Annotated in this window: 21 protein-coding genes; 9 read left to right on the top strand and 12 right to left on the bottom strand. The window is 70.4% G+C overall.

Annotation, left to right across the window (positions count from 1 at the left end):
- The 6 genes from AB0D04_RS38120 to AB0D04_RS38095 all read right to left on the bottom strand — a co-directional run.
- Nucleotides 1–988: acetyl-CoA C-acetyltransferase (locus AB0D04_RS38120; protein ID WP_362711996.1), on the bottom strand; the 988-nt coding region annotated here is incomplete at its 3' end.
- Nucleotides 989–1,067: 79 nt separating this feature from the next.
- Nucleotides 1,068–2,210, bottom strand: a complete 1,143-nt coding sequence (locus tag AB0D04_RS38115) for an acyl-CoA dehydrogenase family protein (protein ID WP_362711999.1) — start codon at nucleotides 2,208–2,210, stop codon at nucleotides 1,068–1,070.
- A 27-nt stretch (nucleotides 2,211–2,237) separates the two neighbouring features.
- Nucleotides 2,238–3,263: an LLM class F420-dependent oxidoreductase gene (locus AB0D04_RS38110; protein WP_362711995.1), complete on the bottom strand. Its 1,026-nt coding sequence runs from the start codon at nucleotides 3,261–3,263 to the stop codon at nucleotides 2,238–2,240.
- Nucleotides 3,263–4,420: a CaiB/BaiF CoA-transferase family protein gene (locus AB0D04_RS38105; protein WP_362711994.1), complete on the bottom strand. Its 1,158-nt coding sequence runs from the start codon at nucleotides 4,418–4,420 to the stop codon at nucleotides 3,263–3,265. The genes AB0D04_RS38110 and AB0D04_RS38105 overlap by 1 nt, the downstream gene beginning before the upstream one ends.
- A 214-nt stretch (nucleotides 4,421–4,634) precedes the next feature.
- Nucleotides 4,635–5,012, bottom strand: a complete 378-nt coding sequence (locus tag AB0D04_RS38100) for an MmcQ/YjbR family DNA-binding protein (RefSeq protein ID WP_362711998.1) — start codon at nucleotides 5,010–5,012, stop codon at nucleotides 4,635–4,637.
- Nucleotides 5,013–5,551: 539 nt separating this feature from the next.
- Complete coding sequence (locus AB0D04_RS38095; RefSeq protein WP_362711993.1) at nucleotides 5,552–6,229, bottom strand: flavin reductase family protein; 678 nt, start codon at nucleotides 6,227–6,229, stop codon at nucleotides 5,552–5,554.
- Between the two features lie 65 nt (nucleotides 6,230–6,294).
- Here AB0D04_RS38095 and AB0D04_RS38090 point away from each other — a divergent pair, with 65 nt between their 5' ends.
- Nucleotides 6,295–7,023: a helix-turn-helix domain-containing protein gene (locus AB0D04_RS38090; protein ID WP_362711992.1), complete on the top strand. Its 729-nt coding sequence runs from the start codon at nucleotides 6,295–6,297 to the stop codon at nucleotides 7,021–7,023.
- A gap of 402 nt (nucleotides 7,024–7,425) precedes the next feature.
- Here AB0D04_RS38090 and AB0D04_RS38085 read toward each other — a convergent pair whose 3' ends face one another.
- On the bottom strand, nucleotides 7,426–8,892 hold the full coding sequence (locus tag AB0D04_RS38085) for a sialate:H+ symport family MFS transporter (protein ID WP_362711997.1): 1,467 nt from the start codon (nucleotides 8,890–8,892) through the stop codon (nucleotides 7,426–7,428).
- A gap of 83 nt (nucleotides 8,893–8,975) precedes the next feature.
- The gene (locus AB0D04_RS38080; protein ID WP_362711991.1) at nucleotides 8,976–9,917 is read right to left on the bottom strand and encodes a dihydrodipicolinate synthase family protein; all 942 of its coding nucleotides are present in this window, start codon (nucleotides 9,915–9,917) and stop codon (nucleotides 8,976–8,978) included.
- A 267-nt stretch (nucleotides 9,918–10,184) separates the two neighbouring features.
- Here AB0D04_RS38080 and AB0D04_RS38075 point away from each other — a divergent pair, with 267 nt between their 5' ends.
- Nucleotides 10,185–11,372: a saccharopine dehydrogenase NADP-binding domain-containing protein gene (locus AB0D04_RS38075; protein ID WP_362711990.1), complete on the top strand. Its 1,188-nt coding sequence runs from the start codon at nucleotides 10,185–10,187 to the stop codon at nucleotides 11,370–11,372.
- A gap of 28 nt (nucleotides 11,373–11,400) precedes the next feature.
- Here the strand turns inward: AB0D04_RS38075 and AB0D04_RS38070 are convergent, their stop codons facing one another.
- Nucleotides 11,401–12,126: an endonuclease V gene (locus AB0D04_RS38070; protein ID WP_362711989.1), complete on the bottom strand. Its 726-nt coding sequence runs from the start codon at nucleotides 12,124–12,126 to the stop codon at nucleotides 11,401–11,403.
- A 120-nt stretch (nucleotides 12,127–12,246) separates the two neighbouring features.
- Here AB0D04_RS38070 and AB0D04_RS38065 point away from each other — a divergent pair, with 120 nt between their 5' ends.
- Nucleotides 12,247–12,546, top strand: coding sequence for a YciI family protein (locus tag AB0D04_RS38065; RefSeq protein WP_362711988.1), 300 nt, complete (start codon nucleotides 12,247–12,249; stop codon nucleotides 12,544–12,546).
- A gap of 190 nt (nucleotides 12,547–12,736) precedes the next feature.
- Here the strand turns inward: AB0D04_RS38065 and AB0D04_RS38060 are convergent, their stop codons facing one another.
- Complete coding sequence (locus AB0D04_RS38060; RefSeq protein WP_362711987.1) at nucleotides 12,737–14,179, bottom strand: sugar porter family MFS transporter; 1,443 nt, start codon at nucleotides 14,177–14,179, stop codon at nucleotides 12,737–12,739.
- Nucleotides 14,180–14,502: 323 nt separating this feature from the next.
- Here AB0D04_RS38060 and AB0D04_RS38055 point away from each other — a divergent pair, with 323 nt between their 5' ends.
- The 4 genes from AB0D04_RS38055 (at nucleotide 14,503) to AB0D04_RS38040 (ending at nucleotide 18,124) form a co-directional block, all read left to right on the top strand.
- Nucleotides 14,503–15,411 (top strand): SIS domain-containing protein, encoded by a 909-nt coding sequence (locus tag AB0D04_RS38055; RefSeq protein ID WP_362711986.1) that lies wholly within the window; start codon nucleotides 14,503–14,505, stop codon nucleotides 15,409–15,411.
- Nucleotides 15,412–15,468: 57 nt separating this feature from the next.
- Complete coding sequence (locus AB0D04_RS38050) at nucleotides 15,469–16,350, top strand: class II fructose-bisphosphate aldolase (RefSeq protein ID WP_362711985.1); 882 nt, start codon at nucleotides 15,469–15,471, stop codon at nucleotides 16,348–16,350.
- 45 nt (nucleotides 16,351–16,395) lie between these two features.
- Nucleotides 16,396–17,088, top strand: a complete 693-nt coding sequence (locus tag AB0D04_RS38045) for a hypothetical protein (protein ID WP_362711984.1) — start codon at nucleotides 16,396–16,398, stop codon at nucleotides 17,086–17,088.
- 208 nt (nucleotides 17,089–17,296) lie between these two features.
- Complete coding sequence (locus AB0D04_RS38040) at nucleotides 17,297–18,124, top strand: DeoR/GlpR family DNA-binding transcription regulator (protein ID WP_362711983.1); 828 nt, start codon at nucleotides 17,297–17,299, stop codon at nucleotides 18,122–18,124.
- Nucleotides 18,125–18,133: 9 nt separating this feature from the next.
- On the opposite strand, the gene AB0D04_RS38035 is transcribed toward AB0D04_RS38040, so the two are convergent.
- The gene (locus tag AB0D04_RS38035; protein WP_362711982.1) at nucleotides 18,134–18,562 is read right to left on the bottom strand and encodes an SRPBCC family protein; all 429 of its coding nucleotides are present in this window, start codon (nucleotides 18,560–18,562) and stop codon (nucleotides 18,134–18,136) included.
- A gap of 64 nt (nucleotides 18,563–18,626) precedes the next feature.
- The gene (locus AB0D04_RS38030; RefSeq protein WP_362711981.1) at nucleotides 18,627–19,403 is read right to left on the bottom strand and encodes an SDR family oxidoreductase; all 777 of its coding nucleotides are present in this window, start codon (nucleotides 19,401–19,403) and stop codon (nucleotides 18,627–18,629) included.
- Between the two features lie 326 nt (nucleotides 19,404–19,729).
- Between AB0D04_RS38030 and AB0D04_RS38025 the strand changes: the two genes are divergently transcribed.
- Nucleotides 19,730–20,335, top strand: coding sequence for a TetR family transcriptional regulator (locus AB0D04_RS38025; protein WP_362711980.1), 606 nt, complete (start codon nucleotides 19,730–19,732; stop codon nucleotides 20,333–20,335).
- A 294-nt stretch (nucleotides 20,336–20,629) separates the two neighbouring features.
- Nucleotides 20,630–20,923, top strand: coding sequence for a hypothetical protein (locus AB0D04_RS38020; protein WP_362711979.1), 294 nt, complete (start codon nucleotides 20,630–20,632; stop codon nucleotides 20,921–20,923).
- The last annotated feature ends 79 nt before the right edge of the window (nucleotides 20,924–21,002 follow it).

Genomic DNA, 21,002 nt, shown 5'->3' with positions numbered 1-21,002 from the left:
CCTCGTTGATCTCGACGAGGTCGATGTCGTCGATGGTCAGTCCGGCCTTGGCGAGGGCCTTGCGGCTGGCGGGTGCGGGGCCGGTGAGCATGATCGTCGGCTCGGAGCCGGAGACCGCGGCGGAGACGATACGGGCGCGCGGGGTCAGGCCGTTGCGCTCGCCGGCCTCCTTGGAGCCGATGGCGACGAGGGCTGCGCCGTCCACGATGCCGGAGGAGTTGCCCGCGTGGTGGACATGGTCGATCTTCTCGACCCAGTGGTACTTCTGCAGGGCGACCGCGTCAAAGCCGCCCGCGTCACCGATGGCGGCGAAGGAGGGCTTGAGGCCGGCAAGGCTGTCGGCGGTGGTGCCGGGTCGCGGGTGCTCGTCGTGGTCGAGGACGACCAGGCCGTTGCGGTCGCGGACGGGGACGACGGAGCGCTCGAAGCGGCCGTCCTTCCAGGCCGCGGCGGCCCGCTCCTGGGAGAGCGCGGCGAACTCGTCGACATCGCGCCGGGTGTAGCCCTCGATGGTGGCAATGAGGTCGGCGCCGATACCCTGCGGGACGAAGCCGGTCTCGAAGTTGGTCATCGGGTCCGCGAACCAGGCGCCGCCGTCGGAAGCCATCGGCACCCGCGACATCGACTCGACGCCGCCCGCGAGCACCAGGTCCTCCCAGCCCGAACGCACCTTGGCCGCAGCCATGTTGACGGCCTCGAGGCCGGAGGCACAGAAGCGGTTCTCCTGGACACCGGCGACGGTGTCGGGCAGTCCGGCGGCGATCGCCGCGATCCGGGCGATGTCGGAGCCCTGGTCGCCGACCGGGCCGACGACGCCGAGCACGATGTCGTCGATGGCGGCCGGGTCCAGGCCGGGGAACCGGTTGCGTACTTCATGGATCAGGCCGACGATCAGGTCGATGGGCTTGGTGCCGTGCAGTGCGCCATTGGCCTTGCCGCGGCCGCGCGGGGTGCGGATCGCGTCGTATACGTACGCTTCGGTACTCAAGTCAACAAGCCTTTCGGATGAGGGGTGGGGCGAGGCGGCGGGTGGGGCCGGTCCGCGCGCGGGGCCCGGCGGACCGGGGTCAGCCGAGCAGGGAGCGGCCGATGATCTCCTTCATGATCTCGGTGGTGCCTCCGTAGATCGTCTGGATACGGCCGTCGGTGAAGGCCTTGGCGACGCGGTATTCGGTCATATAGCCGTAGCCGCCGTGGAGTTGGAGGCAGCGGTCGGCGACCCGCTTCTGCAGCTCGGTCGCCCACCACTTGGCCATCGAGGCATGCACCGCGTCCAGTTCACCGGCCGAGTGGTCGACGATGCAGCGGTCCAGGAAGGCGCGGGTGACGGCGCACTCGGTGGCCATCTCGGCTATTTCGAAGCGGATGTGCTGGAGCTTGGCCAGCGGGCGGCCGAACGCCTCGCGCTCCTTGACGTACTGGCTGGTGATCTCCAGCAGGTGTTCGGCCCCGGCGATCCCGGCGACGGCGATGCCCATCCGCTCCTGCGCGAGATGCGTCATCAGATGAACGAAAGCGCCGTTCAGCTCACCGAGCAGATTCTCCTTGGGGACCCGTACGTCGTTGAAGAACAACTCGGCGGTGTCCTGGGACTTCTGGCCGATCTTGTCGAGGTTGCGGCCGCGCTCGAAGCCTTCCATGCCCCGCTCGACGACCAGCAGGCTCAGGCCGTGTGCCCCGCCCTCGGGTGTCGTCTTGGCGACGACGACGACCAGGTCGGCGAGGATGCCGTTGGAGATGAAGGTCTTGGAGCCGTTGAGGACCCAGTGGTCGCCGGCGTCCTCGGCGCTCGTGCGGATGCCCTGGAGGTCGGAGCCCGCTCCGGGCTCGGTCATCGCGATGGCGGTGATGAGCTCGCCGCTGCAGAAGCCGGGCAGCCAGCGGCGCTTCTGCTCCTCGGTACCGAGCGTGGTCAGATACGGGCCGATGATGTCGTTGTGCAGCCCGACGGCGAGCCCGGCGGCGCCGGCCCGGGTGAACTCCTCGGCCAGTACGGCGCTGAAGCGGAAGTCGCTCTCCCCTCCGCCGCCGTACTCCTGGGGCACGGCCAGGCCCAGCAGCCCCTGCCGGCCGGCCGCCCGCCAGGCCTCCCGGCTGACGATGCCGTCCTTCTCCCACTGCTCGTAATGCGGCGTCACCTCCTTGGCGAGGAAGGTGCGGACGGTCTCGCGGAAGGCGTGGTGTTCCTCGGTGAAGATCTGACGCTGCATCTGCGCGGTCATCGCTGCGGGCCCTCCTCAGAGCCAGTTCTTGACGGTCTCGATCAGCTTCGCGGGCTCGGGCCCCACGGGGTGGACGTTGAGCATCGTCACGCCCGCCTCCCGGAAGGCGGCGATGCGCTCGCGGACGTACCCCTCGGGCCCGCACAGCGACATCAGCTCACAGAACTCGTCCGGTACGGCGGCCTCGGCCTCCCGCTTCTTCCCGGCGAGGTACAGCTCCTGGATGGTGTGCGCGGCCTCTTCGTAGCCGTAGGCGACGGCGAGGTCGTGGTAGAAGTTCTTGCCCTTGGCGCCCATCCCGCCGACGTACAGCGCGATCAGCGGGCGGGCCAACTCCCGTACGGCAGCGGCATCTTCGCCGATCGCCAGCAGACCGCCGGCAACCGTCTGGAGCGGCCCGAGCGCGGGGTCGCGCCGGGCGGCACCCTCGGCCAGTGGCGTGCCCCACACCTGGCCGGCCTTCTCCGGGATGAAGAGGGTGGGCAGCCAGCCGTCGGCCACCTCGGCGGTCATCCTGACGTTGGCGGGGCCGAGCGCGGCGACGTAGACGGGGATCTCGGGGCGCACCGGCCGGGTGAGGATCTTCAGTGGTTTGCCGAGCCGGCCGCCCTTCTCCGGGGGCAGCGGCATATCGGTGATGCCGTGGTGGTCGATGGTCTCGCGGCGCCAGATGCGGCGGCACAGGTCGATGGTCTCGCGGGTGCGGCCGAGCGGTCTGTCGTACGGCTTGCCGTGCCAGCCCTCGACGACCTGCGGGCCGGAGGCGCCCAGGCCGAGCAGCGCCCGGCCGCCGGAGATCGCGTCCAGTCCGGCGGCGGTCTGGGCGATCAGGGCGGGGGTGCGGGAGTAGACGTTCAGGATCGCGGAGCCGATCCTGGCGCGCTCGGTGCGGGCGGCCAGGAAGCCCATGATCGTCGGCGAGTCGAAGCCATAGGCCTCGGCGACCCAGATGGCGTCCAGGCCCGCCGGTTCCAGGGCGGCGACCTCTTCGGCGGCCCGGCGCGGGTCGTCGGCGTACTGGAGCGTGGTGGCGAGTTCCATCAGCTGTCCGCCTCCTGCGGCTCGGTGCGGGCCGGACCGGCGGCCAGGCCCGGGATCTGCCAGTCGCGGGCGATCTCCTCGGCGTCCGCGCCGGGCTGCGCGGGCGGTCTGTGCACCGCGCCGGGGGTGCGGGAGAAGCGTGGGGCAGGCGCGGGCTGGGTGATCCCGCCGTGGTCGACGAAGGTGCCGCGGGCGGCGAGATGCGGATGCTCCGGGGCCTCACGCAGGGACAGCACGGGCGCCACACAGGCGTCCGATGTCTCGAAGACCGCGGTCCACTCCTGACGGGTACGGGTCTTGAAGCGGGCGGCGATGGCCGTGCGCAGCTCGCCCCAGGCGGCGAGGTCGTCGCGGCCGGGCGCCTCGTCCTCGATGCCGAGCAGGCGGATGAATTCGGCGTAGAAGCGCTTTTCCAGCGCGCCGACTGCCATATAGCCGCCGTCCGCGGTCTCGTACGCCCCGTAGAACGGTGTCCCGCCGTCGAGGAGATTCGCGCCGCGCCGGTCCTGCCAGCCGCCGGCCGCCAGCATGCCGTGGATCATGGCTGTCAGATGGGCCGTGCCGTCCACGATCGCGGCGTCCACGACCTGGCCCTGTCCGCCTTCGGTGCGGGCGTGCTGGAGGGCGGCGAGGACCCCGATGACCAGATAGAGGGAGCCGCCGGCGTAGTCGCCCAGCAGGTTGGCGGGGAGGGCGGGCGGGCCGTCGGGCGGGCCGATCATGCCGAGGGCGCCGGTGATGGCGATATAGCCGATGTCGTGGCCTGCGGTGTCGGCGAGCGGTCCGTGCTGCCCCCAGCCGGTCATTCGCCCGTAGACCAGCCGGGAGTTGCGGGCCAGGCACTGCTCGGGCCCGACGCCGAGGCGTTCGGCCACTCCGGGGCGGTATCCCTCGACCAGCACATCGGCCCGCTCGACCAGGTCGAGCACCTGTGCCACGCCGGCGGGAACCTTGAGGTCCACCAGTACCGAGCGTTTGTTGCGGTTGGTGATGTCGTACGCCGGGTCGATGCGCAGCCCGGCGCCTCCGGGCCGGTCGACACGGACCACATCGGCGCCGAGGTCGGCCAGCAGCATGGCCGCGAACGGGCCGGGGCCGATCCCCGCGAGCTCGACCACCCGCACCCCGCTCAGCGGGCCGTTACCTGACTCAGCCATCGCGCCCCCTCCTCCTCCGCCGCACTCGCCGGCCACTGTGACACTTCTGATGTAACACTCGCGATGTTAAGAACGTGTTCCACTTTCCACAAGCCCCCGAATGCTTCCGCGCGCCACCGGTCCCCGTATGCCGACCACCGGAAAAGGCCCGCGCCGACGATGCTCAACTGCCATCGCCGTCACGGGCCTTTGTGCGCCTGCTGCCGCGGCGCCGCTATCCCCCGTCGAGCTCGGCGATGAGCTTCTTCGGGGCTATGACGCGGTACGACTCCTCGGTCCAGTCGCAGAGCAGCTCGGCGACCGGCGCGGCCTGCTCGGCCAGCGGAATCTGCACCCACCCGGACTTGCCCAGGCCATAGCCCGCGGGCTTGGCGCCCGGTGCGGTGAGCGCATGGGCATGCGCCTCCAGGTCCTTGAGCTTGACCGTGATCCCCGGCGGATGACTGCCGTCACCGACGCCGAGGAAGACAAAGACCTTCTTGTTGACCTTGATGACGCTCTCGCCCCACGGAAACTCCTCCACCGCACCGGGCAGCCCCAGCGCGAACCTGCGCACCCGCTCCCGCACCGCCGCCGGACCCGCCTTCGCCATGAGCTCCTCCACGTCCGTCCCCCTCCCGCACCGCACGCGGCGCCGTGACCCGGCGTGTCCCGCGCACGCCGTCCCATCGCAATCCACGCTAACCGCGACCACTGACAACGGCCCGCGGAGCGCCGGACGCAGGGCCGACGGAGGGACACGGCACCCATGTCGCACCCGCAACTCGCCGCCGCGCCGTTCGACTTCCGCAGCGCCCAGGGCCGCGCCGGTTCACCGAGCCGACGACGCCCCTGCTGCGGTCCTCGCCCATCGACCGGGAGCGTGCGCCCCCGACAGAAATACGTGTCGGGCTGCGGATCCATACGCCGACTGCCGCCGGTGTGCGGTGGCGGCCGGGCCCTGTCGGCGGTCGGCGCCGCGGCGGTGCGGGCACGGCGGTGGTGCGAGCGCGGCACCGTCCTTCGCGCAAGCGGAGCTGCCCCTGGCCTGCCGCTCCCAACACGGCCCGCCGAAGCGGATGTCGGAGATGTCACCAGCAGCGGCTTCCGGGTGACCGCAGCACGGTTCACAAGGCCGCAGCACCAAGGAGCTCACTGTTCCGAGGGAGAGGCTTCGGAAGCACGGGGGGTCTGAGTGCGGTAGGAGTGGCCCAGTTCCGGACCGAGTCCAAAGTAGTGACGGAAGTTGTAGATGAGCGGGCTCCAGGCGGTGGGATCGACGTGGTCGGTCCCGGGAACGACGATGCGGGGGTCAGCGTGGACCTTCTGCACGACGGCCTCGACGATGACGAACGTCCCGGAGGCGTCCGGCCGCACCTGCTCGGCGCGGGCCTCGAACTGAAGGGGGCATTCTGCGACGCGAGGGGGCCGGACCGTGTGGGAAGGTGCGCTACACAGGTCGGCCGCGGTGAACTTGTCCGGCTCGTAGCGGCAGCCCTGTGCCTTCGCCTTCGTCGCGGGTACCGGATTCCGGCCGGTCAGCGGTGCCAGACGCTCCACCGCAGGCCACAGGGCGGGGGCAGGCAGATTGATCACGACGTCGGGCCGGCTGCCCAGATTCTGCGCCGTCTGCCCCTCCATACCCAGCCCCATCACGACTGTCTGCCCGAGCGCCCATGCAGAGGAGAGGGGAGCAAGGTTGAACGAGCCGTCCTGATTCTCTGTCGAGAGGAGTACCACCGGGGTGCCGAAGTACAAGATGCTCGGCTCGATCGCTGTACGGGAGGCGGCTGCCCCTGTGGGCAGGACGCTGAGAGCTGCATTGTTCATGGCCCGGACCCTAAGATCCGGACACTTCGGTCAGCGCCGAAGTGTGGCGGGCGATAATTGAGTACATGAACACTCGGCGCACGCACGCGGCAGGTCCTGACCTGGCCTCCGTTGCCCGGCTCCTGGCCGATGGCACCCGCGCGGGCTTCTGTCTGGCCCTGCTCGACGGCCGGGCATGGACAGCGACCGAATTGGCCCGCCATATGGGAGTGGCTGCCTCGACCGCCACCGAGCACTTGAACTCGCTCGTGCGAGGAGGCCTGCTCGTCGAGGAACGGCAGGGGCGGCACCGCTACGTACGACTGGCCGATCCGCACGTCGCCGAGCTGATCGAGAACCTCGCCGCGATGGCGCCCGCCCGTCCCACACCGCCCCGCTCCCTGTCGGCGGCCGGCCGCCGACAGGCCCTCGCCCTCGCCCGTACGTGCTACGACCACCTCGCCGGAACCATTGGAGTCGCGATCACCGACGCCATGACCGAGCGAGGACTGCTGAGCGGGGAGAACGGGCTCAGGCTCACCGGCGAAGGGGATGCCTGGCTCGCAGAACTCGGCCTCTCCGTCCCCGCAGACTCACGCCGACCGGCGGTGCGGTCGTGCCTGGACTGGACCGAACGCCGCCCGCACCTGGCAGGCACCGTCGGTGCTGTTCTCTGCCGCCACGCGTTCGCATCAGGATGGATCACTCGCATCGGCACCACGCGCGCCGTGGCCGTCACAGCCGTCGGTCGGCGCGCGCTCCGCAAGCATCTCGGCCTGCCTGGTGATCTCCTTCAGCAGAAACGAGATGAGTAGAGCTGGGCGGTTCATAGGTGACCGCCTGTGAATCACCGCTCCGGCCGTCGGCCATGCCGTATGTTGCGCGTTCTCGTGCCCCAGTTCGCCAAGGCCTGAACGCGCCCACCCCCGCTATACGCAAACCTGACTCCCCCTGGACCGACAACTGGCGCGGCCGGTGAACGCCGACGCCGAGCCGGCCTGCCGGCCACGTCCGCATCGGGGCCCGCCCGCGCATCGTCCGCCCGGCACATGCTGGACACCCGGCTCGACTCCCTCACCGATGCGGCGCCACCCGGATCTTCTCGGAGAACCATCGGGGGCTGCGTCACCGACGACGGCATGCTCTCCCGCACGGTGCTCAGGACCCGGACCAAGGACCACGGAGATATCGCCGCCGCGCCTTCGGCAGCCGCTCCGCTACGCGGAACCTGGGGACGCCTCCCCGTCAAGAACCCCCGGCACCAGATGGTCGCCGGGCGCCCCACGGTCCAGGAGCCGGGCCAGCCTGCGCGGCACGTCCCCGCCCACCAGGACGATGACCAGGAGCGTCAGCCCGAAAGTGAGCACCGCCAGCGCCCGCCCCAGGGACATCCCCTCCGCGAGGCGGGCCCCCAGGACCGGCGCCACGGCCCCGCCCAGGGCCCCGACGTTGTAGACGAAGCCGAGCGAGGCGGCGCGGTTCGCGGTCGGGAAGTGGCCGGCGATGTACTTCGGCAGGATGCCGGAGATCCCCTGACTCAGCGCCAGCAGCACGAAGAGCAGCGCCCCGAGCCCCACCAGGCTGTCCTGGACCGCGAAGACCGGGAAGACGAAGGCGAGCGAGGCCAGCAGGGTGTACGCATACGCCCGCCGGGTGCCCAGCCGGTCCCCCACGAACCCCGCCAGCCAGCACCCCGCCATGGTGCCGAAGCCCGCATAGAACATCACGTCGGTGACCTGCGCAGGAGCGTATCCCAGGCCGGTCTTCAGGTAGGTGGGCAACAGGGCCTGGATGGGCCAGCTGTACAGGAAGGCGCAGAACACGGTCACCATCAGGGACACGTACAGCAGCCAGCCCTTACGGCCACCGAGCTGCACGGCGAACGCCACCAGGCACAGGGCCGCGATGACGGACAGCCAGGGGACGGAGCCGTCTCCCACCGGCGTGAAGACGCAGAACAGCGCGCCTGTGGCGGCCACCGCCAGGGCGGCGTTGCAGGAGGAGCGCAGGCGGCCGGTGAACAGCGGCCGGAACGGGTTGGGGCGTTCTGGCCGGGCGCCGGTGGCGGTGGCGGTGGCGGTGGCGGTGGAGCCGATCTCGTCCTGCCAGTCGGCGGCCTCCGGAAGCGATCTGCGCACCCACACGGCCACCAGGACCGGCAGCACTCCGATCCAGAACATCCAGCGCCAGCCCCAATGAGGGACCACCCACTTGTAGAGCTCGGCGGCGAGGACGCTGCCGCCCGCGTATCCGGAGATCAGGAATCCGGAAGCGCGATTGCGCAGCCTGGCGGGCCAGCTCTCCAACACATACGTCACGCTGGCGCTGTACTCCCCCGCCATCCCCAGGCCGATCACCAGCCGCGCGACGAACAGACTGGTGTAGCCCCAGGCGAATCCGCAGGCGAAAGTACCGAGCGAATAGAGCAGGATGCTGGTGATCATGGCGGTCTTGCGGCCGTAGCGGTCGCCCATCGCGCCCAGCATCGCCCCGCCCAGCCACCGGGTGATGAAGGCCCCGGAGATGAGCGAGGCGGCCGAGGCGGTGCTCAGATGGAATTCGCCCGCGATCTCGGTCAGGACGAGGGTGATCAGGACGAAGTCGAAGCCGTCGAGGAGATAGCCGATCCAGGCGCCGAACATCGCCTTCCACTGGCGCAGGGTCACCTCCCGGTAGCAGGGCACCGTTCCGGCGGGACGGTGGGGATGATCGGGACTGTGGGGATGGTCAGGGTGGACGGGGCGACCGGGACGGTCCTGGGGACTCGTCACAGCAGTCCTGCCTCCTCCAGCAGTCGGCGGACGGTCCGGTTGGCGGTGTCGTCCAGCGGCAGCTGCGGGGCCGCGGTGGCCGGGCTGTCGATGACGCCGAGCAGATGCAGCGCGGCCTTGAAGGCACCGAGGGCGGACGAACTACGTCCCATCTCCGCTTCGTCCCCGACGTCGGTGAGGGAGAACAGGGCGGCCAGCCGGTCCTGTTCGGCGGCCGCCGCACCCCACCGCCCGGCCCTGGCGTGCGCGTAGAGCCGTACATAGCCGGCCGGGTCGACGTTCCCCAGCCCCGGTACGACTCCATGGGCGCCGGCCAGCAACGCGCCGTCCACGGAGAGTTCCGATCCGGTCAGAACGGAGAAGTCCCGGGTCACAGCACGCAGCCGGACGATCAGACGGCGCAGCGCACCGTCATCGCCGCTGCTGTCCTTGATCCCGGAGAGCACCCCGTCGGAGGCGAGCGCGAGCACCGTGCCGGCGGGCAGCTTGGTGTGGACGGCCGTGGGGATGTCGTACGCGAAGAGCGGCAGGTCGACGGATGTGCGCAGCCGGGTGAAATGGTCGGCGATCTCGGCCGGATGGGTGCGGGTGTAGAAGGGCGCGGTGGCCACGATGCCGTCGGCCCCCATGCCTTGGGCCGCACGGGCGTGGTCCAGGACGCGGGCGGTGGCCATGTCGATGGCACCGGCAAGGACGGGCAGCCGGCCTCGGGCGGCCCCGACGACCGTCTCGATGACGGTGCGCCGTTGGACGTCCGACAGGTAGGCGGCCTCTCCGGTGGACCCGAGCACGAAGAGGCCGTCCACTCCGGCGTCGACCAGGCGCTCGGTGAGTGCGGCCAGCGACCGGGCGTCGACCCGGCCGGTGGCGGTGAGCGGGGTGCACAACGGTGGTACGACCCCGCAGAGCGGTGCGGGGAAGGGCTGGGAAAGGGGCATCGCGGCCGGCTTTCTGCCGTACGGTCCGGTCCGGGTGCCAGGTGCCAGGGGACGGTGACGGGCAGATACCCCGCCGGCTATCCGGCGATCCGGACATGGGACGTCCTATGTCATGCTGAATCTGACCCCGCTCCGACGCCGTGTCAAGACTGCACTCCCCTTGGGGGAGCCGCTCCGCGTCGCCGCCAACGGCATGGCCGAAGGCCGACGTTGACGTCGCGTCGACGACGTGCTTAGGGTCCGGACTTCAGGTCGAGAGGATGCGCGATGCGACGGCAGGACACCTCCGGACGAGACCATGACCTCGTTCTCTACGGCGCCACCGGGTTCGCCGGAGCGCTCACCGCCGAATATCTGGCGCGACACGCCCCCAAGGACTGCCGCTGGGCACTGGCCGGCCGCAACACCGCCAAACTGGAGCGGCTGCGCGACCGCCTGGCCGCCATCGACCCGGCCTGTGCCGACCTCCCGCTGCTACGGGCCGACAGCGGCGACCCGGACTCGCTGCGCGCGCTCGCCGCCGGCACCCGCGTACTGGCCACGACCGTCGGCCCGTATCTGCTGCACGGCGAGCCGCTGGTCGCCGCCTGCGCCGCGGCCGGCACGGACTACGTCGACCTGACCGGCGAGCCCGAATTCATCGACCGGATGTATCTGCGCCACCATGCGACGGCCCGCACGTCCGGAGCCCGCCTGGTGCACGCCTGCGGCTTCGACTGCGTCCCGCACGACCTGGGGGTGCTCTACACCGTCGGACTGCTCCCCGAAGGCGTACCACTGCGCATCGACGGCTTCGTCCGCGGCAACGCCATGTTCTCCGGCGGCACGCTGTCCTCCGCGCTCACGGCCGTCTCGCGCCCGCTGCCCATGGCGCAGGCCGCCCGCGAGCGCCGCAAGGCGGAGCCGCGCCCCGCTGGCCGGACGGTCCGGGCGCCCTTCGGCCCGCCCCTCCGGAGCGGCGAGACGCGCACCTGGGGCGTGCCGTTGCCGACCGTGGACCCACAGGTCATCGCCCGCTCGGCCGCCGCTCTCGACCGCTACGGGCCCGATTTCCGCTACCGCCACTACGCCGGGGTACGGCGTCTGCCGATCGCCGTGGGCGGGGCGCTGGGGGTGGGCGCGCTGGCCGCGCTCGCCCAGGTGCCGCCCGCGCGGCGCTGGTTGGCGGGACGGATGGAACCGGGCGAGGGGCCGAGCCCGGAGCGGCGTGCGAAAAGCTGGTTCGCGGTGCGCTTCGTGGCGTCCGGCGGCGGCAAGCGGCTGGTCACCGAGGTCTCGGGCGGCGATCCGGGCTATGACGAGACGGCGAAGATGCTCGCCGAGTCGGCGCTCAGCCTGGCCTTCGACGACCTCCCGGAGACGGCCGGCCAGGTGACGTCGGCGGTCGCCATGGGGGACGCGCTGACGGACCGCCTCCAGAAGGCGGGCATCACCTTCCGGGTGGTCCGCAGCTAGAGGGTGTCGCCCTCCTAAGGCCGCGGTCTCAGGCGCTCGCCAGCGCCCTCCGGCAGAGGGAGTCGGCGGCCCGCGTCGTCTCCGGCAGGCGATATTCGGCCGCCAGATGCAAGGTGTGCGCACACGCCCGGTCGAGGTCGACGCGGTGGCCCACAGAGACGAAGACCGGCTTGACGCCCTTCTGGGTCCGTACCGCACGTCCCACCTCTTCGCCTCCTTCCGTGGCCGCCCCGCCCCGGTCCAGCAGCGGCGAGGTCGCGCCGCGCTCGGGGCCGGGCGGCTCGTACCGGAAGGTGAACGGGTTCTTGGCAACCCCGATGGTCGGCAGCCCGGTCAGCACCCCTAGGTGGCTGGCCAGCCCGAAACGCCGCGGGTGCGCCAGCCCGTACCCGTCGCAGACCACAAGATCCGGGGTACGGGAGAGGCGGGCGAGGGCCTCGAGCACGGTGGGAATCTCCCGGAAGGCGAGCAGCCCGGGAATGTACGGGAAGGAGACCTGCCCGACGGCGGTGGCCTCGTCGACGACCGCGCGCGTACGGGCATCGAGCGCAACGGCCGCCGCGGCGACCACATTCCGCTCGTCGTCGTAGGCGACATCCACCCCGACCACCGTGCCCGCGAACCCCGGTTGCGGACCGGGCTCGTCGAGCCGCACAAAGGGTCGCAACCGGTCCTGGACGGCGCGCGCCTGGGCTTCGTCCGTCGGCCAGTGCCGCAGTTCGTCGTCACACGAGATGGTGCCGGGAGTGTCCATGGTGATCGCTACGCTACCGAACCCGTGATCGAGGATTCCGGCCACCACCCATTCCGCCGCCCGGAACTGCCGACGAGGTGACAGGGCGGGCTGTCCAGGCGTGTTGTCTATATTGCCTACATGTTCGTACTGGAACTCACCTACACCGCACCCATCGAGCGAGTCGACGCCGCCCTTCAGGACCATGTGGCCTGGCTGAAGAAGGAATACGAAGCCGGGCACTTCATCGCCGCCGGCCGCAAGGTGCCGCGCGACGGGGGCGTGATCATCGCGACCGGCATGGACCGGGCGGCCGTCGAGCAGCTGGTAGCCGGGGACCCGTTCTCCGTCGCCGGGGTGTGCACCTACCGCATCACGGAATTCGTGGCGACGACGACCGCGCCGGCTCTGGAGGAGTACCGGGAGCAACTGCCGTCCTGAGACGTCGCCCCGGCGCCCCGGTCTGTTGGTGAAGGCCACCTTCCGGGGCGGCCGGGAATTCTCGCGGGCTCGGGAGGGAGCTCGCCCGGGTACGGGGCCGTGACCAGCGGCTGCGCCATTCGGGCGAGCGCCGTGGCCTCGTGCCGCGCGGACTCCGGGCCACAGGGACGCCGGTCGGGCCGACCGGACGCTAGAGCGCGGCCTCCGGTGCCGCCGTCGGGGCGGGGGCGGGGTCCGGGGTGGGCCAGCGTCCCCCGTTCCTCCAGTACCCCTGGATCTCCTCCAGCTGGCGGCCCTTGGTCTCGGGCGCGGTGACGGAGGCGAAGACAAGGGCGCAGAGTGCGAGGACACCGAGGCCCGCGAAGGTCCAGGCCGCCCCCGCCCAGGCCATCAGGGAGGGGAAGAACTGGGCGATCAGGAGGTTCGCCACCAGGTCGGCGGTCAGCATCACCGATGCCCCGGTGGAACGCAGCTGGGCCGGGAACGCTTCGCTCGCGTAGACCCAGATCAGCGATCCGAAGCCGAAGTTGAAGGCCGCGGTGAACAGCAGGATGGCGCCGAACCCCACCCAGGTCGTGGTGCCGTGCAGATCCCCCATACCGAAGACGACGGTCAGTACGGCGAGCATGGTGACCATCGTGCCGATGCCGGAGAGGAGCACCACCCGGCGGCCGAGCCGGTCGATGATGAGGATGGCGAGCACGGTTGCCGCCAGTGAGGCGAGCTGTACGAAGGACGGCAGCAGGAAGTTCTGGCCGTTGCCGGTGAAGCCCATTTCCTCGAAGATCTGCGGGCTGTAGTACGTCACGGCGTTGATGCCGGTGATCTGGCAGAAGAATCCGAGGCCGACGACGAACAGTGCGGCGCGGGCGTACGGCTTGCGCAGCAGCGAGCGCCCCGTACCGCCGCTCTCCCCGGCGAGCGCGGCGCTCACGGCCGCGACCTCCGCGCGCGCATCGACATCCGGGTCGGTCGCCGCCATGACCTCGACGGCTTGTTCCGTACGGCCCTTGAGGACGTACCAGCGCGGCGTGTCCGGCAGCCGGAACAGCGGGATCATGACCAGCGCTGCGGGGATCGCGGAGAGGCCGAGCATCCAGCGCCAGTGGCCGCCGCCGGAGAGCCCCCAGTTGACGAAGTAGGTGATGACGATGCCCGCGACCGTGGCCACTTGATAGGTGGCGACGGAGGCGCCGCGGATGCGCGCCGGGGTCGATTCGGCGATATAGAGCGGGGCCGCGACGATCGAGATGCCGATGGCGACGCCGAGCAGGAAGCGGACCACATCCAGGACGACAACATCGGGCGAGAGTGCGGAGAGCGCGACGAAGATGGCGTAGGAGCCGGCGACGATCAGCATCGCGGCCTTGCGGCCCAGGAGATCGGCGAGTTTGCCGCCGATCAGCGCACCGATGATGGACCCGCATACCAGGATGCTGTTGACCAGGCCCTTTTCCGCCTCGGTGAGGCGGAAGTCCTTGCTGAGAAACACCAGGGCACCGGAGATGCTGCCGGTGTCATAGCCGTAGATGACGCCCACGACGGCGCCGGTGAGGGCGAACAGTCTGCCGGTGCGGCGCGAGGTCCTGGGTGAGGGCGGCTGGGGCGTCTCGGAGAGCGTGGCAATGGACATCGGGGAGTCCTTTGTGCGGCGAAGCTGCCTGCTACTGCATGACTGATCTTGCGAGTATTCGACGCACTTCGCGCAGTTGTCAACAGGTGTTAGCCGACTCGTGCAGCGCCCTTTTCAACCACTCTCTTACGCCACCCGAACAGCCTCAATGGGGAAAAATCTCACGACTTCCCACCACCCCCCGCCGCTCCCCTCTGCCGCTCCCACCCTTTCGAGGGATGGATCTGCGGGCCGCACACGCGTACAGTCGATTGCAACACAGGGAAAAGTTGCAGAATTAGGCAAAGCCGCGATGCGGTTCACGGATCACGGGAGGGCGTGCCATGAGCGAGAGCTCGTACATGGAGCAAGAGCTGAACAGCCAGCCGGAGACCTGGCGGGAGGCGGCACGGATCGGGGCAACCGCAGGGGGCCCGCTGCCGAAGCCCGGACAGCGCGTGGCCGTCATCGGCTGCGGCACCTCATGGTTCATGGCGCAGTCGTACGCCGCACTGCGCGAGGGCGCGGGCCTCGGCGTAACGGATCCCTTCGCCGCGTCGGAGGCCTTCCTGGGCACCGGCCGGGACTATGACGCGGTGGTGGCGATCACCCGCTCGGGCACCACGACCGAGGTGCTGCGGGTCCTCGACGCCGTCAAGGGACGGATCCCGACGGTGACGATCATCGGTGACCCCGAGACGCCGGCGGTCGCGATCTCCGACGAGACGGTCGCGCTGCCGTTCGCCGATGAGCAGTCCGTGGTGCAGACGCGGTTCGCGACGACGGCGCTGACGCTGCTGCGCGCGCACCTGGGCGAGGACGCCTCCCGGGCGGTGGCCGACGCACAGGAGGCGCTGGGCGCACCGGTGGAACAGGAGTGGGTGGAGGCGGAGCAGTTCTCTTTCCTCGGCACGGGCTGGACCTTCGGGCTGGCCAACGAGGCGGCCCTCAAGATGCGGGAAGCGTCGCAGAGTTGGACGGAGTCCTACCCTGCGATGGAGTACCGGCACGGCCCGATCTCGATAGCCGCACCCGGCCGGGTGACGTGGCTGTTCGGGCAGGCCCCGGAGGGGCTGGAGGCGGATGTGCTGCGGACCGGGGCCCGGTTCGTCTGTCATCCGCGCGATCCGCTGGCCGATCTGGTGCTGGTGCAGCGGGTGGCGCTGGCCCGGGCCCGAGCCCGCGGTCTGGACCCGGACAACCCGCGCAGCCTGACCCGTTCCGTGATGCTCGAGGCCCCGGCCGCGCCGTAGCCGCTGTGCCGCCTCTTCGACGTCAACCCGCCCCGTCCGCAAGGGAGTCAGAACCCCATGTCCCTCGTTTTGACCTCATCCATCGTCGACGCCGCGCGTGAGACGCGGGTCGGTGCCGCGGCCTTCAACGTCATCCATCTCGAAACCGCCGAGGCGCTGGTCACCGCCGCCGAGCGCACAAACACCCCGCTCATCCTGCAGATCAGCGAGAACTGCATCCGCTACCACGGCAGCCTGCTGCCCATCACCCGCGCCACGCTCGCCCTCGCCGAAAGCTCCGCCGCCCCTATCGCGGTCCATCTCGACCACATCACCGAGGCGGAACTGGTCCGCCAAGGGGTCGCCGCCGGGGTGGGGTCGGTCATGGTGGACGCCTCGGCGCTCCCCTATGAGGAGAACGTCACCGCCACCGCCGAGCTCACCAGCTGGTGTCACGACCATGACGTCTATGTCGAGGCGGAGCTCGGCGAGGTGGGCGGTAAGGACGGCGTCCATGCTCCCGGTGTCCGCACCGAACCGGCCGAGGCGCTGGCCTTTGTCCAGGCGACGGGGGTGGACGCGCTCGCGGTCGCCGTCGGCTCCTCGCACGCCATGCATGAGCGCACGGCCGTGCTGGACAAGAACCTGATCGCGGAGTTGCGTGCGGCGTTGCCCGTCCCCCTGGTGCTGCACGGCTCGTCCGGGGTGCCGGACGACGAGCTCCGTCGTGCCATCGCCGCCGGAATGACGAAGATCAATATCTCCACCCATCTGGTGTCCGTCTTCACCCGCTCCATACGGCAGACACTCGGCGCGGACCCGGCGCTCGTCGACTCCCGGAAGTACATCAAGCCGGCCCGGGAGGCGGTGGCCCAGGAGGCGGCAAGACTGCTGGATGTCCTGAGCACTCCGGCGCCGGTGCCGGAGCAGTACGCAGCCCAGGCACCGGCGCCGGGGTAGGGCCGGGACGGCCGGTACCGCCCCGCGACAATGCGAGGCATGGTCATGGCCCGGCATCGATATGCCTCATCCCCCATCGTCAACGGTCTCCCCCTGCTCGCCGAGCCGGGTTTCTGGGCCGCGCATCTGGCAGACCTGTACGAGCGGTTGCCGGCCGAGTCGTTCGGCGTGGACGCGGCGGACACGGGTGCGCTGCTGGACCGCTTGCAGGACGACGCGGCCTGGCCGGTGTTCCACGTCCCGCTGACCGGTCACCACAGCATCGTCGTCCACTACAACAACAGCGAGGAGCACAGCAGCACGGACTACTTCCTCACCCACCCGGACTGGCCGCACGACATGGTCCTGGCCAGTACCGACCAGGACCGTATCGGCCCCGGCCTGTGCTGGCCCGAACTGGCTGCACTCCTCGACTGCTGCCCGCCCGGCGCAGCCGGAGTCACCGACCCGCATGCGCGGCTGCTCCTGCTGTTGCCCGTACCGGGCGACTCCTCCCTCCCCTACGAAGCCATCACCGCAGTGACGGCGGCGCTCCAGGCACATGACGCCCCCGCGGCATGTGAACCCCTGGCCCGACGGCTGCTGCTCGGTCACCCCATGTGGGGTGCGGAGCCGTGGCAGTGGGACCCCGGTGAAGCCAGCTGGATCTGCGACGGCCCGCACAGCCCGCGTCAATCACCACTCGGCGACCACCTACCGGAAGCACAGCGGGTGGCCCTGACGCAATGCCTCACGTGAGCTCGCCACGAAACCCAACCCATCCCCCCTCCCACCCCACCCCCTCCCCTGGCCTCAGAGAGGACATCACGTGGCAACTTCGGAACCACCCCCTCCCCCCGTCCCCCTCCCAGCCCCCGACACCGCCGGCGCCCGGGCCGTCACGGACGCCGTGGGCATCGCCCGGGCGGCCTCACCCTGATCCATCGAGACGAAATAGGCTCGCGCCATGAAGCGCCATGAACGGATGAACGCACTGCTCGAGCTGCTCGGGGACAGGGGCCGGGTGGATGTCGAGGAGGCGGCCACCGAGCTGGAGGTCTCGGCCGCCACGATGCGGCGCGACATGGATACCCTCGCCGAGCAGCAGCTGCTGACCCGTACACGGGGCGGGGCGGTGCTCAGCTCGGTGGCGTACGACCTGCCGATCCGGTACAAGCACGCTCATCGATCCGCGGAGAAGGAGGCAGTGGCAACGGCGGCGGCGAAGCTGGTCGAGCGCGGGGACGTGGTCGGGCTGAGCGGTGGCACCACGACCACGGCGATCGCCCGGGTGCTTGCCACCCGCCCGGATTTCGCGGAGGCGGGTCCGCAGCCGCATCTGACGATCGTCACCAACTCCCTCAATATCGCCAATGAGCTGGCGGTGCGACCACAAATCAAGATCGTACTCACCGGCGGGGTGGCACACTCCCGGTCGTTCGAACTGGTCGGCCCCTTCAGCGAGTTGGTACTTCAGCAGATCTCCATCGACATCGCCTTCATCGGAGCCAACGGTATGGACCCGATGATGGGAGCCACGGTGCACGACGAGGCGGAGGCGCGGGTGAACCGCCTGATGGCCGAGCGTGCCCGGCGTGCCGTCGTCGTCGCGGACTCGTCGAAGATCGGCGAGCGCTGCTTCGCGCGGGTCGGGGATGCGGATGTGTTCGACACCTTCATCACGGACAACGGAGCAAAGGAGGCGACCCGCCGGGAGTTCATGGACCGTGGGCTGAAGGTGGTGACGGCACGTCCGTCCGGCAGTATCGAGACGGGCCCGGCTGCCGGACGCTGACGGGGGGCGTCAGCTGAACCGCTCACCCAGCGCCCTCAGTCCGACCCCATAGACCCCGTCCCCGAAGATCTCCTCGACCTGGGGCACGGCCTCTGCGGCGCCCGCGTATGTCGCCGTCCAGCGCACCTCGGTCCCCTGCTCGTGGTGGGCGGCCGTCAGTGTGGCCTGGTAGTCGGTGACGGGGAGGAACGGGTCGAGGACGGTGTAGCGGTACGAGCGTGTGGTGTCGTCCTTGGCGAGGAGGCGTTCGCGGGCCACGACCGTGCCGTCGAGGGTGAACGCCCGCACTGCGCCGGGGGTTTCGGGGTCCGCGTCGTCCTCGAGGACCGACGGCGGGACCTGTGGGTGCCACTCGGCGAGGGCGTCGAAGCGGCCGATGGTGCGCCAGACCGTGTCGGGGTCGGCGGGGAGCACGATGGTGCGGATGAGGCTGTGCATGGCGTCACCAGGTCCTGAGGGAAGTGGGGAGGAGAGGGGGCGGGGGTGGGGCGGGGGGGCCTCGCTACCAGGTGCCGTCGCCGCGCAGGACCGCGTCTGCGCCGCCGTCGAGGAAGACGACCTGGCCGGTGACGTGGCTGTTCTCCGGGGAGGTCAGCCAGGCCAGCAGCGGGGCGACCTGCTCGGGGCGGGCGTGTCCGTGCAGCGGCATCGGGACGGCGGCGTCGACGACCTTGCGCATGTCGGCATCGCCGAGCAGAGGTGCGGTCATCGGGGTGACGATCGTGCCGGGTGCGACGGCATTGAGCGGGATGCCGGCGGCGGCCCAGCCATCGGTGACGGCGGTACGGCGGAGCCAGCGGGCGATGGCGTGCTTGGAGGAGCCGTAGATCATATGGCCCTCGCCCCGGTCGATGGCGTCCTGAGCGGCGGAAACGGCCGCTTCCTCGTCGCCGGCCAGAGCCGCCTCGACGATGGCCGGGTCATGCGGGTGGAGGGAGGCGACGGAAGAAACCAGGACGGCGCGCGGTGCGGTGCCGGCGGCCAGCAGCGGGCGCAGCCCTTCGAGGGTGGCGACCACGCCGAAGTAGTTGACCTGGACGGTGAGCGGGGTGAAGTGGGCGAGGCCGGCGCAGGCGATCACGGCGTCGAGGTGTCCGCCGGTCAACTCGCGGGCGCGGTCGGCCAGTTCTGTACGGCCGGCGGGGGTGGCCAGGTCTGCGGAGATGTCGACGCCCTCGAGGTCGGCACCGAGCACGGTGTGGCCCTGTTCCCGGAGATGGGCGGTGGTGGCCTTGCCTATCCCGGAGGCGGCACCGGTAACGAGGTACGTACGGGGCATGGTCGGCTCCTTCGCTGATGCGTACGGTCGGTCGACGGTCGCGGCGGACGGCGGTCGTGTCGATCAGCGCCACACGACGTTCGGCCGAATGCGATGACACCGGCCGCCCTCGCCGCCCACGCCGCCACTGCCGTCGCAGCGGCGGCGGCGACCGCAGCGACGACCACGGCAGCCGCCACAGCGGCACGGCCGTGTACTCCGGACGCAGTCACCCTATCTTTATTGGCATGTCATGCCAATAAAGAGTTCCGTGACAGAGTTAAGGCCCGGAATGGTCCGGACGCCCGGACGGCCGGACGCCCGGACCGAAGAGCGAGGAGAGGTGGATGACGGCGGCAGCGCGAGGCAGGCCAACGCTGACCGAGCGGCGACGGCAGGAGACCCGGCTGGAAATCGCGGAGGCCGCGGCGCATCTCTTCTCCGACCAGGGATACGACGCGACGACCGTCGAGGACATCGCGTCGGCGGCCGGTATCTCGCTGCGCACGTTCTACCGCTACTGCGCGGCGAAGGAGGACGCACTCACGCCCGTACTGACCGCCGGCGTCGGCCAGCTCGTCGAGCAGCTCGCCGCCCGCCCCCTGGAAGAACCGCTGACCAGCGCGGTGCAGGCGGCCTTCGACACGTCCACATCGCCCCGGCGCCTGGCGGACGTCGAACGGGCGCGTCGGCTGATCCGTGTCATGGGCAGCGTTCCGGCGATCCGTATGCGGTGGATGGCGGCCGGGCGCGACATGCAGGACCGGCTGGTGCCCGTACTGTCGGCGCGCACCGGAGCGTCGCAGGGCAGCCTCGAGGTGCGACTGCTGGCCTCGGCGCTGATCGACGCGATCACCGTCGCCATGGAGCACTGGGCCCGCCAGGACGAGCCGGAAGACATCGCCGAGCTGACCCGCCGCGCGCTGGACTATCTGCGGATCGACGAGCTGTAGACGGGGCCGCCCGCACCGCTACCGCTCCCCCACCCCACCCCCACCGCCTGACCTGCACCGCTGACGCGGCCGCCGCCCCGGTTCCCGGAAAGCGGACCCAGTCCGGTTCCGAAACGATCGCGTTTATGACGCTGTGGGCCGCCCAGGACCGCATTTCTCCAGGACTCATGGACAATGGGGAATGTACGTGCGAAGACCGAACCGGCGCAGCAAACCCTGGCAGGCCGGGGAAAGCCGCAGCAGGCCTTCGCAGGACTCGTCCAACGGGGGAGATATATGCGGAAGATCATCGCCATGGCTCTGGCAGCAGTGGCGTGCAGCGTGACGCTGACGCTGACCACGGCGTCCGGCGCATCGGCGGCCGACCGCGTCCCGCGGTGCGTCGCGCTCATCCAGTACCTCGACAAGGGCCACTATCACTATGCACGGCTGAAGAACCTGTGCAGCAAGCGGGTGTCGTGCTTCACCATCGCCGTCCCGAAGGCGCCGGACGTGCACGGCCGCCTCAAGAAGGGTGAAACCAAGAACGTCCGTTACGCGCCGAGGTCGAAGCCGCGGGCGATGTACTTCAAGAACACGCACTGCTGACCGGATGGCCCCGCCGTCCGGTGGCGGCCGCGACCATCGCGGCGTCCGGGCCCGGCCGGTCCAGGCGAAATCGCCCAGA

This window comes from Streptomyces sp. NPDC048483, assembly GCF_040651455.1.
Taxonomy (GTDB): Bacteria; Actinomycetota; Actinomycetes; order Streptomycetales; family Streptomycetaceae; genus Streptomyces.
Note: the sequence above shows the minus strand (reverse complement) of the source record. Positions and strands in the feature narration are given on the sequence as shown.